Annotated in this window: 9 protein-coding genes; 7 read left to right on the top strand and 2 right to left on the bottom strand. The window is 68.6% G+C overall.

The window, feature by feature from the left end:
• Positions 1-147: 147 nt before the first annotated feature.
• The gene (locus O0K41_RS20365) at positions 148-696 is read right to left on the bottom strand and encodes a Dps family protein (protein ID WP_005410730.1); all 549 of its coding nucleotides are present in this window, start codon (positions 694-696) and stop codon (positions 148-150) included.
• An 86-nt stretch (positions 697-782) separates the two neighbouring features.
• On the opposite strand from O0K41_RS20365, the gene hrpA reads away from it, so the two are divergent.
• Entirely contained in the window at positions 783-4,868 is a 4,086-nt protein-coding gene (gene hrpA, locus O0K41_RS20360) for an ATP-dependent RNA helicase HrpA (RefSeq protein ID WP_164223250.1), read from the top strand.
• 73 nt (positions 4,869-4,941) lie between these two features.
• Here the strand turns inward: hrpA and O0K41_RS20355 are convergent, their stop codons facing one another.
• On the bottom strand, positions 4,942-5,478 hold the full coding sequence (locus O0K41_RS20355) for a hypothetical protein (protein WP_005410728.1): 537 nt from the start codon (positions 5,476-5,478) through the stop codon (positions 4,942-4,944).
• A 130-nt stretch (positions 5,479-5,608) separates the two neighbouring features.
• On the opposite strand from O0K41_RS20355, the gene O0K41_RS20350 reads away from it, so the two are divergent.
• The 6 genes from O0K41_RS20350 to O0K41_RS20325 all read left to right on the top strand — a co-directional run bounded on the left by O0K41_RS20350 (position 5,609) and on the right by O0K41_RS20325 (position 14,504).
• Positions 5,609-7,765: a bifunctional (p)ppGpp synthetase/guanosine-3',5'-bis(diphosphate) 3'-pyrophosphohydrolase gene (locus O0K41_RS20350; protein ID WP_043035705.1), complete on the top strand. Its 2,157-nt coding sequence runs from the start codon at positions 5,609-5,611 to the stop codon at positions 7,763-7,765.
• A 30-nt stretch (positions 7,766-7,795) separates the two neighbouring features.
• Positions 7,796-9,367 carry a hypothetical protein gene (locus O0K41_RS20345; RefSeq protein WP_099484100.1) on the top strand — a complete coding sequence of 524 codons (1,572 nt, stop codon included), beginning with the start codon at positions 7,796-7,798 and terminating at the stop codon, positions 9,365-9,367.
• Positions 9,368-9,430: 63 nt separating this feature from the next.
• On the top strand, positions 9,431-10,321 hold the full coding sequence (locus O0K41_RS20340) for an NAD-dependent epimerase/dehydratase family protein (protein WP_049450269.1): 891 nt from the start codon (positions 9,431-9,433) through the stop codon (positions 10,319-10,321).
• Positions 10,322-10,395: 74 nt separating this feature from the next.
• Positions 10,396-11,448 (top strand): glycosyltransferase family 2 protein, encoded by a 1,053-nt coding sequence (locus tag O0K41_RS20335; RefSeq protein WP_164223247.1) that lies wholly within the window; start codon positions 10,396-10,398, stop codon positions 11,446-11,448.
• A gap of 84 nt (positions 11,449-11,532) precedes the next feature.
• Entirely contained in the window at positions 11,533-13,971 is a 2,439-nt protein-coding gene (mrcB, locus tag O0K41_RS20330) for a penicillin-binding protein 1B (protein ID WP_043035707.1), read from the top strand.
• Entirely contained in the window at positions 13,968-14,504 is a 537-nt protein-coding gene (locus O0K41_RS20325) for a hypothetical protein (protein ID WP_049450265.1), read from the top strand. Before mrcB ends, O0K41_RS20325 begins: the two co-directional genes overlap by 4 nt.
• Positions 14,505-14,593: the final 89 nt, after the last annotated feature.

Below are 14,593 nucleotides of genomic sequence, written 5' to 3'. Positions count from 1 at the left end.
GCATGGATGCCGCGGCCAAGCCCCCAAGGACGGGTTCACGGCGTCCCCTGCCACCGGACCCACCCCGCCAGCCCACAGATAGCCAGCTGTTGACGTTGCCGTTGCCTCGGCGGGTGCAGGGCGCAGCCCTGCCGAGCCCCCCAACTCTTACTGGAGCAGAGAACGCAGCATCCAGGCGTACTTCTCGTGTGTCTGCAGCCGCTGGGTCATCAGATCCTCGGTCGGGGCGTCGTCCCCCTTGGCCGCCACCTCCAGCACTTCACGTGCCGTACGGCAGACCGCTTCGTTGGCGACCACCAACTGGCGTACCATTTCACGCCAGTCCGCACTGTCGGTCAGGCCCGGTTCCTCGGCGATCGAGGTCAGCGCAGCGAATTCCCGGTAGGAGCCCGGGGCATTGAAGCCCAGCGCGCGGATGCGCTCGGCCACGTCGTCCAGTGCCGCCCACTGCTCGGTGTACTGCGTCTCGAACATGGTGTGCAGCGAGTTGAACATCGACCCGGTCACGTTCCAGTGGAAGTTGTGCGTCTTCAGGTAGAGCGTGAACGCATCGGCCTGGAAGCGCGACAGACCGTCGGCGATCTTCTTGCGGTCGCCCTGGGTGATCCCGATATCGATGTTCGGTGCCGACGGTGCCGCCGCAGCAAGCTTCTGCTTTCCGGTCTTGGCCTTGGTCGTGCTCTTGGTCTTCGCCATGGGGTTCCTCCTTGTGGAATCGTTGGCCTTCACAATAAACCGGTCGTGATGACTGGTCGCTTTCAAAGTTTTGAACGAACCGATTGATGAACTCTATCGATAAAAATCCATCGCCCCGCCTGCGCCAACAGCGTGCCGCCATCGACGGCGCCATGAGCCGCGACCGGGGCCGTTTGCTGGGAATGCTCTCGCGTTGCCAGGCCAAGCCCCAGGATGCGGCGCTGGCCGCCACCTTCGAGCAGGCCTTGCAGGCGTCGGTGCAGCGCCGGCAGGTGCGGGCGCAACAGCAGCCGTCCATTACTCTGGACCCGCAGCTGCCGATTGCGCGTGAAGCCGACGCCATCATCGCGCTGATCCGCGAACATCAGGTGGTGGTGATCGCCGGTGAAACCGGCTCGGGCAAGACCACCCAGCTGCCGAAGCTGTGCCTGGCCGCCGGCCGTGGCCAGGCCGGCATGATCGGCTGCACCCAGCCGCGACGGATTGCCGCACGTGCGGTGGCCAGCCGCGTGGCACAGGAACTGCAGAGTGAACTGGGCCAGCTGGTCGGCTACCAGGTGCGCTTCAATGACAAGGTCAGCGAAGACAGCCGCATCAAGTTCATGACCGACGGCATCCTGCTGGCGGAGATCGCCAGTGACCGCTGGCTGTCGAACTACGACACGATCATCGTCGACGAGGCGCACGAACGCAGCCTCAACATCGATTTCCTGCTGGGCTACCTGAAGCAGCTGCTGCGCAAGCGGCCGGACCTGAAGCTGATCGTCACCTCGGCCACCATCGACACCGAACGCTTCGCCCAGCATTTCGACAATGCGCCGGTGATCAGCGTCGAAGGCCGTACCTATCCGGTGGAAGTGCGCTACCGCGCGCTGGAAGGCGAGGGCGAAGACCAGGGCGACCGCACCGTCAACGACGCCATCGTGTCGGCCATCGACGAGATCACCCGCCTGGATGCGCGCGGTGACGTGCTGATCTTCCTGCCGGGCGAGCGCGAGATCCGCGATGCGCACCAGTCGCTGGAACGGCGCAAGTACCGCAATACCGAGGTGCTGCCGTTGTACGCGCGGCTGTCCAACCAGGACCAGGACCGGGTGTTCAACCCCGGGCCGAACCGGCGCATCGTGCTGGCCACCAACGTGGCGGAAACTTCGCTGACGGTGCCGCGCATCCGTTACGTGGTCGATCCGGGTTTCGCCCGCGTCAAGCGCTACAGCCCGCGCAACAAGCTGGACCGCCTGCACATCGAGCCGATCTCGCAGGCCAGCGCCAACCAGCGCAAAGGTCGCTGCGGACGTATCGCCGAAGGTATCTGTTACCGCCTGTACGCCGAAGCCGATTTCCAGGCGCGGCCCGAATTCACCGATCCGGAAATCCGCCGCTCCAGCCTGGCCGGGGTGATCCTGCGCATGCTGCAGCTGGGCCTGGGCCGCATCGAGGATTTCCCGTTCCTGGAAGCGCCGGACGAGCGTGCGGTGGCCGATGGCTGGCAGCAACTGACCGAACTGGGCGCGATCGACGCCGAGCGGCGCATGACCACCATCGGCAAGCAGATGGCACGCCTGCCGGTGGACGTGAAGCTTGCGCGCATGCTGGTGGCCGCGCAGGCCGCAGGCTGCCTGCGGCCGATGCTGGTGATCGCCTCGTTCCTGGGCATCCAGGACCCGCGCGAACGCCCACCCGAAGCGCGTGGTGCGGCCGACAGCGCGCACGCGCAGTTCGCCGATGGCCGCTCCGAGTTCGTTGGCGTGCTGCGCCTGTGGGATGCCTACCGGCAGGCCCATGAAGACCTGACCCAGTCCAAGCTGCGCGACTGGTGCGGACGTCATTTCCTCGGCTTCCTGCGCATGCGCGAGTGGCGCGAGCTGCATCGCCAGCTGCGGCTGCTGTGCGAGGAACTGGGCTGGAAGGAGGAGGCCAGCGAGGCGTCGATGGCGCCGTTGCTGGCCGGCAGCAGTGCGCCGGCACCGGCGCGTGACGACGCGGCGGCGGTGAAAGCCACCCGGGGCCAGCTGCACCGCGCCGCGCGCCTAGCCCGCGAAGGCAAGGCCGAGGCCGCACCGGCGCCGGTGGCCGTGCGCGCGCAGAAGGAACAGGCGCCGGTTGGCGGCGGTTTCAGCGAACGCGTGCGCGCCGCCGCCTACCAGACCCTGCACCGGGCGCTGGTGGCGGGCCTGCCGACGCAGATCGGCCACCGCACCGAGAAGGGCGATTTCCAGGCGCCACGCCAGCGCCGGTTCCTGCCGTTCCCGGGGTCGGCGCTGTCCAAGCGGCCGCCGCCGTGGCTGCTGGTGGCCAACCTGCTGGATACGCAGAAGGTGTGGGGCATGACCCTGGCCGCGATCGAACCGGACTGGGTGATTGCCGAGCTGCCGCACCTGCTGCTGCGCAAGCACTTCGATCCGCACTGGTCGCGCGCGCAGGGACAGGTGCTGGCCTCCGAGCAGATCAGCCTGTTCGGCCTGGTGCTGGCGCCGAAGAAGCCGGTGCATTACGGCCGCATCGAGCCGGGCGAGGCACATGACATCTTCGTGCGCCAGGCATTGGTGACCGGCGAGATCAACACCCGCGCCAGTTTCGTGGCCGACAACCAGAAAGTGCTGGAGGTCGCCCGCGAGGAGGAAGCCAAGCTGCGTCGCGCCGGCATCGTCGCCGACGAGGACTGGCAGGCGCGCTGGTACCTGGACCGGGTGCCGCCGCAGATCCATTCGGCTGCGGGCCTGGATGCCTGGTGGAAGGGGCTGGCGCCGGAACAGCGCAAGACCCTGCACTGGTCGCTCGCAGACCTGCTGCCCGGAGAGGGCAGTGAGCAGGAGCGCTACCCGAAATACCTGGCGCTGGGCCAGGCGCGGTTGCCGCTGCACTACCGCTTCGAGCCGGGTGCCGACGATGACGGCGTGACCCTGGACGTGCCGCTGCACCTGCTCAATGCATTGGACCCGGTGCAGCTGGGCTGGCTGGCGCCGGGCTTCGTCGCCGACAAGGCCTCGGCACTGATCCGCAGCCTGCCCAAGGCGATGCGCCGCAACTACGTGCCGGCGCCGGACTTCGGCCGCGCGTTCTACGAGGCGTTCCCGCAGCCCAGCGCCGATGCCATCACTGGCGAACTGGCGCGTTTCCTGTCACGTGCAACCGGTGCCACCGTGACCGCGCTCGATTTCGAGCCCGGTTCGATCGAGCCGCACCTGCACATGAACCTGCGGCTGCGCGACGAGCAGGGCAAGGTGCTGGCCACTTCGCGTGATCTGGACGCACTGCGCGCGAGATTCGGCGGTCGTGCCGGCGATGCCTTCGCTGCACGCGCTGGCCGCGAGATGGCGGCCGATGGCCTGCGCACGTTCCCGGCCACGCCGATACCGCTGCAGGTGCCCGGTGAAGCCGGCGTTCCGGCCTATCCGGCATTGCTGGACGAGGGTGACAGCGTGGCGCTGCGCATCTTCGCCGATCGGCAGCAGGCACAGGAGGCTCACCCGCTGGGCGTGCGCCGGCTGCTGGAGATCGCCCTGGCCGAGAAGGTCAAGCAGGCGCGCAAGCAGCTGCCGGTGGGCGCCAAGACCGGCCTGTTGTATGCGGCGATCGAGTCGCAGGAGCGCCTGCGTGGTGACCTGGTGGATGCGGCGATGAACGCGGTGTTGGCGGAGGGCCTGGAAGACATCCGCGATGCGGCGGCCTTCGAACAGCGCCGTGATCATGCGGCCAAGGCCCTGTTCGGCGAGGCCATGTCGCGGCTGAAACTGGCCGAAACCATCCTGGCGCTGGTGGCGGAACTGAAGCCGATGCTGGAAGCACCGTTGATGGGTTGGGCGCGCGGCAACCTGGACGACATGGAAGCGCAGCTGTCCGGGCTGATCCACCCCGGTTTCCTGCGCGATACGCCGGCCGACGCGCTGGCGCAGTATCCGCGCTACCTGAAGGCGATGATCCTGCGCAGCGAGCGCGCCAAGCGTGATCCGCCACGTGACCAGGCACGCATGCTGGAACTGCATCCGTTCCTGGAAGCGCTGGAAACGGCAGAGCAGCAGGGCCTGCGCGATCGCCCGCAATGGCAGGCGCTGCGCTGGGACCTGGAAGAGCTGCGGGTGTCGCTGTTCGCGCAGGAGCTGGGGGCACGTACCGGCATTTCGGCGAAGAAGCTGGCGCAGCGGGTGACGGCACTGCGCCAGGCCTCGTAACCCCCGACCCGACCCCGCCGGATGATGACCGGCGGGGTACGGTGGAATGTCATCCACGCGTGGCGTGGATCCACTACTTGGAGCGGCGCACCTTGGGCTGGCTGTTCACGCCTTCCACCTTCATGTACCACACGCCCATCACGCCGGGCTTGATGCTGACCTTGGGCGATTGCTTGCGCACGCCGACCACGCTGGTGCTGTCGGTCTGCTCCCATTCCTGGCCGTTGTCCAGCACGTAGACGCGGCCCTTGCCGAAGCCACGGAACTCGCCCTGCAGCACGCCGGTGATCGGCTCGCTGCTGCCGAAATCGAAGAACCCGCGGTTCTTCACGATCACTTCCTGGCGGCCCTGTTCGCGGGCTTCTTCGCGTACCGCTGCCACAGCCTGGGTCGTCGCCGCTTCAACCTTGCCCTGCAGCCAGCGGTTGAGCGTGGCCAGTTCCTGCGCGCTCAGCTTGTCCAGGCCGGCCGCCTTGAATTCAGTCGGCGACATCTGCTGCTGCAGGTCACCGTCCACCACGCGCTGGGCCAGCGCAGGCGCCGACAGGGACAGCAGCAGTGCGGCGCAGGCCAGCAGCCGTGGACGGAAACGTGGGGCGATCGAGGGCATGGCGGAACTCTCCTGGGTTTGCCGGCGAGTGTAGCGGCATGTCTTCATGCCGGGTGATGGTGGCCGCGGTGATTGTCCCTGAACGGCGCCGGCGCTAGTGTAGGAACCTCTGTCTTGCCTGCTCGATGCTGTGAACCGCGCTTCTGTCCCCGGCCTGGATGCCTTGTTGAACCGTCCCTCCGCCGCGGTGCTGCCCGCTCCGCTGCGCCAGGCCCTGCGCGAACACTGGGAAGCACCGGAGTGCGACCACCAGATGCGCGCCAGCTGGTCGGTGCTGGGCGATACCCTCGATGCACTGTCGATGCTCTCCGCCGACGAAGGCGCGGTGGTTGCCGCGCTGTTGTTCGACCTGCCCGGCCTGCGCGCCAGCTTGGACCAGCTGCCGCTGGGCAACCACAAGGCGGCGGTGATCGGCCTGCTCGACGGCCAGGACGCCGCCGATCCGGTCTGGGCGCTGCATGCTGGCCGCGAGGCCGGGCGCAACAGCGAGGGCCTGCGCCGCCTGCTGCTGGCGATCATCCGCGACCTGCGCGTGGTGCCGATCCTGCTGGCCCGGCAGCTGGCGAGAATGCGCGCTGCCGACAAGCTGGACGACGAGCAGCGCCGGGCGCTGGCGCAGCTGACCCGCGACATCCATGCGCCGCTGGCCAACCGGTTGGGCATCTGGCAGCTGAAGTGGGAGCTGGAGGACCTGGCGTTCCGCCACCTGGAGCCGGAAACCTACCGCCGCATCGCGCGCGAAGTGGACGAAACCCGCGTGGCGCGCGAGCGCTACGTGCAGAACGTGAAGAAGCAGCTGTCGCGCGAGCTGGCCGCACAGGGCATCCATGCCGAAGTGAGTGGCCGCCCCAAGCACATCTACAGCATCTGGCGGAAGATGCAGAAGAAGCGGCTGGCGTTCGACCAGCTGTACGACATCCGCGCGGTGCGGGTGATGGTCGACGACGTCGCCGCCTGCTACGCCGCGCTGGGTGTGGTGCATGCGCTGTGGGCCCCGGTGCCGAGCGAGTTCGACGATTACATCGCACGCCCGAAGGCCAACGACTACCGTTCGCTGCACACCGCCGTGGTCGGCCCGGAAGGGCGCACGATCGAAGTGCAGATCCGCACCCACGAGATGCATTCCCAGGCCGAGCTGGGCGTGGCCGCGCACTGGAAGTACAAGGAAGGCGGCAAGGGCGCGGAAAAGTCGTTCGATCGCAAGATCACCTGGATGCGCCAGCTGCTGGAGCAGGCGCAGGACGGGCAGGGCAACGAACTGGCCGGGGCACTCGACGCCGAGCTGACCGAGGACCGGGTCTATGCGCTCAGCCCGAAGGACGAGGTGCTGGACCTGCCCCAGGGGGCCACGCCGCTCGATTTCGCCTACCAGGTACATACGATGGTGGGCCACCGCTGCCGCGGCGCCAAGGTCAATGGCCGCATCGTGCCGCTGACCTATCGCCTGCGCAGCGGCGACCGTGTCGAGATCCTCACCGGCAAGGAGGCCGACCCCCGCCGCGACTGGCTGATGCCCGCGCTGGGCTTCCTGGCCAGCAACCGCTCGCGCGAAAAGGTGCGCAGCTGGTTCCACAAGCTGGACCGCGCGCGCAACGTGCAGGCCGGGCGCGAACTGCTCGAGCGCGAGCTGAAGCGCCTGGGGCTGCAGCATTCGGATCTGGCGGTGGCGGCGAAGAAGTTCCATGCCGACAGCGTTGACGACCTCTACATCCAGGTGGCGCTGGGCGACACCGGCCCGAACCAGGTCAGCCGTACGCTGCTGGAAGCAGAGCGCGCGGCCAGCCAGCCGGCCCCTGCGCCGGCGCTTCCGCGCCCGACCGCCCGCCGCGAGAACCTGGGCAAGTCCAAGTTCACGGTGCAGGGCGTGGGCAATCTGCTGGTGCAGCTGGCGCGCTGCTGCCAGCCGGTGGCCGGCGAACCGATCGTCGGCTACCTCACCCGTAGCCGCGGTGTCACCGTGCACCGGGCAGACTGTGCCGCGCTGGCCCGGCTGGCGGCCACCAGCCCGCAGCGCATCCTGCCGGTGGAATGGGGCCAGGCCGGGGGCGGCTACGAGGTGGACGTGGTGGTCAATGCGGTCGACCGCCGCTGGCTGCTGAAGGACATCACCAACCTGATCGCCCAGGAAGACGCCTACGTGCTCGACATCCACAGTGACAACGTGCGCAACAGTGGCCGTGCCCATCTGCGCCTGAGGCTGAAGGTTAGCGACTACGACCAGTTGTCGAACCTGCTGGGCAAGCTGGACGCGCTGCCGGGCGTGAGCGAGGCGCGTCGCCTCGGCTGAGCTTCACGCCGCCCCGGCTACCCTGCACGCATGGAACGCGAGCCCCCGCATCGCCCGCATGGCGCTGAACACCCTGCGCTGGATCGCGTCCGCCGCGAAGGCCGCTGGTGGTGGCTGCAGGCACGTCATGCGCGGCGGGTCTGGCGATGGGCGCTGGTCGCGGCGCTGGCGGTGTTCGTGCTGCTGGTGCTGCTGCGCAAGCCGCTGGCCGACTGGTTCTGGGACGAGCCGCAGATCGAACAGCTGCTGGTCGAAGGCGATCGCGCGCTCGCCGCCGGCCGGCTGAGTGCGGCCGACGGCAGTGGTGCGCGGGAGCGCTACCAGGCGGTGCTGGCACTGGATGGCGATCGGCCGCAGGCGCGCCAGGGCCTTGCACGAACCGCCGCGGCAGCATTGCAGCAGGCCCGCGACAAGCTGCAGGGCGACGATCTGGAGGGCAGCGCGCAGTCACTGGCGCTGGCCCGCGAGCTGCAGGTGCCGCAGGGCGACGCCGACGCCGTGGCCCGCCAACTGCAGGCGCGGCGTAGCGCCGGCGCCGGTATCGGCGCGTTGCTGGCCCAGGCCCGCAATGCGTTCGCGGCCGGCCGGCTGGACGATGGCGACAGCAGTGCGTTGCCGCTGTTCCAGCGCATCCTGGCACTGCAGCCGGACAACCTGCCCGCTCTGGAGGGGCGCGAGGATGCACTGAGCGATCTGCTGCAGCATGCGCGCGCGCTGGCCGGACGCGGGGAACTGGCTGAAGCCGCTGCGACGTTGCAGCGCGCGCGCCTGTTCGATGCAGGCCACGCCGATCTTCCCGCCAGCCAGGAGGCCCTGGCACGGGCGGTCGACGAGCGCTTGCGGCAGGCACAGCGCGCACTTCAGCGACAGCAGCTGGAACGTGCCGCAAAGGGGTTCCTGGCCGTGCTGGCGGTGGCGCCGGACGATCCCACTGCCCAGCGGGGCCGCGAGCAGGTGCTGCAGGCGGTGCTGGCGCGAAGCCAGATCCAGGCCGACGATTTCCAGTTCGAGGCGGCGCAGCGTGATGCCGTGCTGGCCGAAGCACTGGGCGCTTCGCAGGCGGCACGACAGCAACTGGTGCAGCGCCTGCAGCGTGCACGGCAGGCCCGGGAGGCACTGCAGCAGCCCGCAGTGAGCAACGCGCAGCGTGAACGCGAGCTGCGCGATCACCTGCGCCGGATCGAACGCGCCGAGCGCGCAGGCCAATGGATCAGCCCGCCGGGGCACAGCGCATTCGATGCCCTTCGCGAAGCACAGGCGCTGGCACCGCGCGATTCACGGGTGAAGGCCGCGGCCGCGCGCCTGCTGCCTGCCAGTCGCCGTTGTTTCGACGACAACCTCCGGCAGAACCGGGTGCAGGCTGCAGGTGCCTGCCTGCAGGCCTGGCAGACGTTGTCTCCCACCGCTGGCGGCCTGCCTGCGGCCCGCCAGCGCCTCGCGCAGCGTTGGATTGCGATTGGCAGCGAACGATTGGGCAACGGAGATGTCGCCTTTGCCGAACGTGCGCTCCAGCAGGCGGGCGAGCTTGGCGTCGGCCCTTCCAGCAGCGAGTACCAGCAGTTGCGGCAGCGCCTGCGCGACATCGGGGTGTCGTCGCCCTGAGCCCGCCGTTGCCGGAGGGACCGCTATAGTAGCCACCCCTCGCAACATCCCCACGGAGTGCCGATGACCGTCCTTGTTTCCGGAGCCACCAGCCAGATCGGCCGGTTCCTGCTGCCGCGCCTGGTGCAGGCGCATGGGCGGGTACAGGCGGTGAGCCGGCAACCGCGACCGGCACAGGACGGCGTGCAGTGGCTGTGCGGGGACCTGGCGGCTGCGCTGGACAGCGTGCCGTCTCCGGACTGGCAGGCGATTGCCAGCTTCGGCCCCCTTGAAGCATTGGCGCAGTGGTTGTCGCGGCAGACGGCGGCCCCCGCGCAGCAGGTCATCGCCACCAGTTCGATGAGCGTGCTGAGCAAGCAGAATTCCGAGCAGGCCGACGAGCAGGACGTCGTGGCGATGCTGCAGCGGGGCGAAGCGGGCCTGATCGCGCAGGCCGAGCGCCTTGGCATGGGCTGGACAATCCTGCGGCCGACCCTGATCTATGGGGCCGGCATCGACCGCAGCATCACCCCGATCGTGCAGCGTGCGCTGCGTCTGCGCCTGTTTCCGATTCCGCTGGTGGGAGGCCTGCGCCAACCGGTGCATGCCGACGATATCGCCCGCGCCGTGGTGGCCTGCATCGCCACCGGTGCAGCGTCGGCACGGGTGCTGGAAATCGGCGGTGGCGAGCGCCTGCCCTATCACGCGATGTTCCGCCGCGTGCACGCCAGCCTGGCACAGCCGACATTGGCGCTGCCGTTGCCGGGCGCGGCACTGCGGGGCCTGGCCGCGGTGCTGCCGCGGGCGCGTGGTCCGGTGTCACGCCTGCAGCAGGATCTGATTGCGGACAATGGCCCGCTGCAGGCGCTGCTGGACGTACATCCGCGGCCGTTCCAGCCCGACGCGGACACGTGGCGACCGATGAGCGCGGCCCAGGCCGTGCAGCGGATCGCTGCGTATCCCGGCCACGGCTAGCCAGCCACCATATCCATCCTCTTGGGGGGGGCTCTGCTACCATCCCCCGGCCCTTGTTTCCGCGAGTACGTTCGATGCCTGACGCGCCATCCCGATCGGCCCCTGCCGAGCGCATTGGCGTCGCGCTGTGCACCTACAACGGTGCGCGCTACCTGCAGGCGCAGCTGGACAGCATCCTCGACCAGGATCTTCCGGTGAACGAAGTCATGATCGGCGATGACGGTTCCAGCGACCAGACGCTGCAGCTGCTGCAGGCCTTCGTGCCGCGTGCACAGGCGCTGGGCATCCGTGTCGAGATCGTCCAGCACGCGCGCAATCTCGGCTATGTGCGCAATTTCGCCGATGCACTGACGCGTTGCCAGGCCGACATCCTGTTCCTGTGCGACCAGGATGATGTCTGGCATGCGGGGCGTGTCCGCCGCTATGTTCAACGCTTCCAGGCAGACCCGGCCCTGTTGCTGCTGCACAGCGACGCGAGGTTGGTGGATGCGCAGGGCGCGCCGCTGGGCCAGCGCCTGATGGAGGTGCTGAAAGTGCACCTGGCCGAAGTGGAGCTGGAGCGCGACGGGCTGGCTGCCGACGTGATCCTGCAACGTAATTTTGTCACCGGCGCAACCTGTGCGCTGCGTCGCCAGCTTGTGGTCGGATCACTGCCCGTGCCTGCGGGCTGGAGTCACGACGAATGGCTCGCGGTCAACGCATCACTGCGAGGAGGGCTGGACATGCTGGCCGAACCGACCATCGACTACCGGCAGCATGGCAACAACCAGATCGGTGCCAGTCGCCGCGGTTTCCTGCAACGCCTGCGCCATCTCGATCTGTTCGATTCACAGGCGCGCCAGCGCACGGCCGGGCGCCTGCTGGCCCTGGCCGATCTGCTGGGGCAGCGCGGCGTGGTGGTGGCGCCGGAGCGCTTCCAGGGACTTCACGCGCTCGCCTGGCGCATGGCCTGGTCGCGACTGCAGCTGTATCGCCGCGTGGATGTGCCGGCAGGCTGGATCGCCCATGATGCGCTGCGGTTGATCGCACGCCTGGCCAACGTCTGCCTGGCGGGGGGCGGCTGGAAAGGGGGCTGGGCAGCGCTTGCGGGCGCGTGGGCCGGGTGGCGGGCGCCGCGCGCTGCTTGAACTGCAGTGAAACCGCGGGCCATCGCCTGCCAGCCACCGCGGCGCCTGCGTTAGACTCGCCAGACCCTACCCGCCTGCATGCCCGTGCCCCGACGCTACGATTCCGACGACATCGACGATTTCGACGACGACCAGCAGGACGACAGCCCGCTGTGGCGGCGTCGCCTGATCACCTGGAGCATGGCTGCGGTCGCGTTGGGATTGGGCTTCCTGATCCCTTATACGCTGTACCTGAACCAACAGGTGACCCAGCGCTTCGGTGAACTGCGCTGGCAGATCCCGACCCGGGTATATGCGCGGCCGCTGGTGCTCACACCCGGCAAGGCGATGGACGCGGCGACCCTGAAGACCGAACTCGCCGCATCCGCCTACCGCGATGACGGGCAGGGCAAGGAGCCGGCGACCTATGCGGTGAACGGCGGGCGCTTTGTCATTTCCAGCCGTGGCTACAACGATGTGGATGGCCGCGTCGCACCGCGTCGGCTGGAACTGTCGCTGGCAGACGGTGCGGTCGCGTCGCTGCGTGATGCCGACAACCGCAAGGCGCTGAAGGCTGCGCGCCTGGACCCGGCGCGTATTGCCACCCTGTACGGGCAGAAGCAGGAAGAACGCCGCCTGATCCGCATGGACGAGGCGCCGGACCTGCTGGTGACCGGCTTGCAGGCGGTGGAGGACAAGGACTTCAACCGTCACCACGGCATCGATCTGTCCGGCATCGCGCGCGCGGTGTGGGTGACGGTCCGTTCCGGTGGCCAGAGTCGCCAGGGGGCGTCCACGCTGACCCAGCAGCTGGCCCGCAGCGGCCTGCTCGGGATCGGCAAGGAGCAGACGGTCACCCGCAAATTCAACGAAGTGCTGTACGCGCTGATCATGGAGGCGCGCTACGACAAGCGCACCATCTTCGAGGCCTATCTCAACCAGGTGTACCTGGGCCAGCGCGGCAGCCAGGCCATCCACGGCATGTCTTCCGGCGCCGAGTTCTGGTTCGGCCGTGACCTGCAATCGCTGGAAACCGAGCAGATCGCGCTGCTGATCGGCCTGGTCAAGGGCCCGTCCTACTACGATCCGCGGCGCAACCCGGAACGCGCACTGGATCGCCGTAATTTCGTGCTGGGCAAGCTGCATGAGGCGACGCTGATCGACGATGCCGAGTACCAGCGTGCACTGAAGGCGCCGCTGGGCGTGCCCAAGACGCCGGGCCTGGTGGCGGCCAACCGCTTCCCGGCCTATGTGGACCTGGTTCGCCGCCAGCTCGGCCATGACTATCCGGAATCGGCGCTGCAGGGCGCCGGCCTGAGCGTGATGACCGGCATGTCGCCGTCTGCGCAGGCCTATGCCGAAGGCGCGGTGACCCGCACCATCAAGTCGCTGGAAAGCAAGCGCCGTCCCGAACTGCAGGCCGGCATGGTGCTGACCGACGTGCACAACGGTGACGTGCTGGCGGTGATCGGCAGCCGTGAAGTGTCCGAGGTGGGGTTCAATCGAGCGATCGAAGCACAGCGCCCGGTCGGCTCGCTGTTGAAGCCGTTCGTGTACCTGCTGGCGCTGGCGCAGCCGGACCGCTACTCGCTGGCCAGCTGGGTCGACGATTCGCCGGTGACGGTGCAGCTCGGCCGTGGCCGCAACTGGAGCCCGGGCAACGCGGACAACCGCAGCCACGGCACTGTGCGCCTGATCGACGCGCTGGCGCATTCCTACAACCAGGCCACGGTGCGCGTGGGCATGCAGGTCGGCCCCGAGCGTGTGACCCAGCTGATCCACGTGCTGGCCGGCATCAAGGCCGAAGCGAATCCGGCGGTGATCCTCGGTTCGACCGACCAGAGCCCTTACGCGATGGCACAGCTGTACCAGTTCCTCGCGTCCGGTGGCGAAATCCAGCCATTGCATGCGGTGCGTGGCGTGCTCGATCCGCAGGGCAAGCTGCTCAAGCGTTACGACAAGACCCCGGCACCGGCCCAGGAAGGCGATTCGATTGCCGCCAACCTGATCAGTGTCGGCCTGCAGCAGGTGGTTGCCAGCGGCACCGCGCAGCGGCTCAACGCCGATGGCCTCAGCCGCCTGCAGCCGGCCGGCAAGACCGGTACCACCAACGATGGTCGTGACAGCTGGTATGCCGGTTACACCGGGGATCACCTAGCGGTGATCTGGATCGGCAACGACCAGAACGAGCAGGCCGGCCTGTACGGTGCCACCGGCGCGATGCGGGTCTGGTCGGGCATCTTCCAGCGTCTTCCCAGTGCGCCGCTGCGGGTCAGCAACAAGGGCCTGGACTGGCAGTCGGTGGCCGCCAGCGGCCTCAACACGACCGACGAGGGCTGCCCGGGAGCGCGCCGCTTCCCGTTCGTGGTCGGCTATGCACCGGCCTATGCGCCCTGTGCACCGGCGGTGTCGCCGGACGGGCAGGGCGAGACCGAAGGCGAGGGTGGTGGCTGGCGCAGCTGGTTCGGCCTGGACCGCAAGCCGGAAGCGCCTGCCGAACCTGCCGCGACGCCCGCCGCCGCCACTCCTCCCCCGAGCCGATGATGCCGATGAACATGCGATCCCTGCTGCAGCCCCTGGCCCTGACCGGCCTCAGCCTGGCCCTGGCCGCCTGCGTGAGCAGTGCGCCGCCGGTGGTCAAACCGGTCGATACCACCACGCCGGCGCAGCGCCTGGCCGCAGTTGACGCAGCCGCTGGCCCCGATGACAAGGAGTTGTCGGTGCAGCCGTTGCGTGACTCGCAGGTGGAAGATCTGCGGGTGACCGCGCAGGCACAACGCCAGGCCAACGATCTGGCCGGTGCCGCCAGCAGCCTGGACCATGCGCTGGAGATCGTCGCTGGTGACCCGGCGGTGCTGCAGGAGCGCGCCGAGCTGGCGCTGCTGCAGGGTCAGTGGGCGCAGGCGGAGGCGTTTGCGCGCAAGGCGGTCGACCTGGGCTCGAAGACAGGGCCGCTGTGCCGCCGGCATTGGGCGACGATCGAGCAGTCGCGCCTGGCGCGGGGCGAGAAGCAAAATGCGGTGTCGGCGCATGCGCAGATTGAAGGCTGCACGGTGCCGGGGATCAAGCGGTACTGAGTTTTCAGCCAACGGCGCAGCCCCTCGTGGCTGGCTGCTTGGCCGCGTAAAGCAAAAGCCGCGCTTGGCAGGGCGGGGTGGGTTCGCGG

It is taken from the genome of Stenotrophomonas sp. Sm2128 (assembly GCF_030985535.1).
Taxonomy (GTDB): Bacteria; Pseudomonadota; Gammaproteobacteria; order Xanthomonadales; family Xanthomonadaceae; genus Stenotrophomonas; species Stenotrophomonas maltophilia.
Note: the sequence above shows the minus strand (reverse complement) of the source record. Positions and strands in the feature narration are given on the sequence as shown.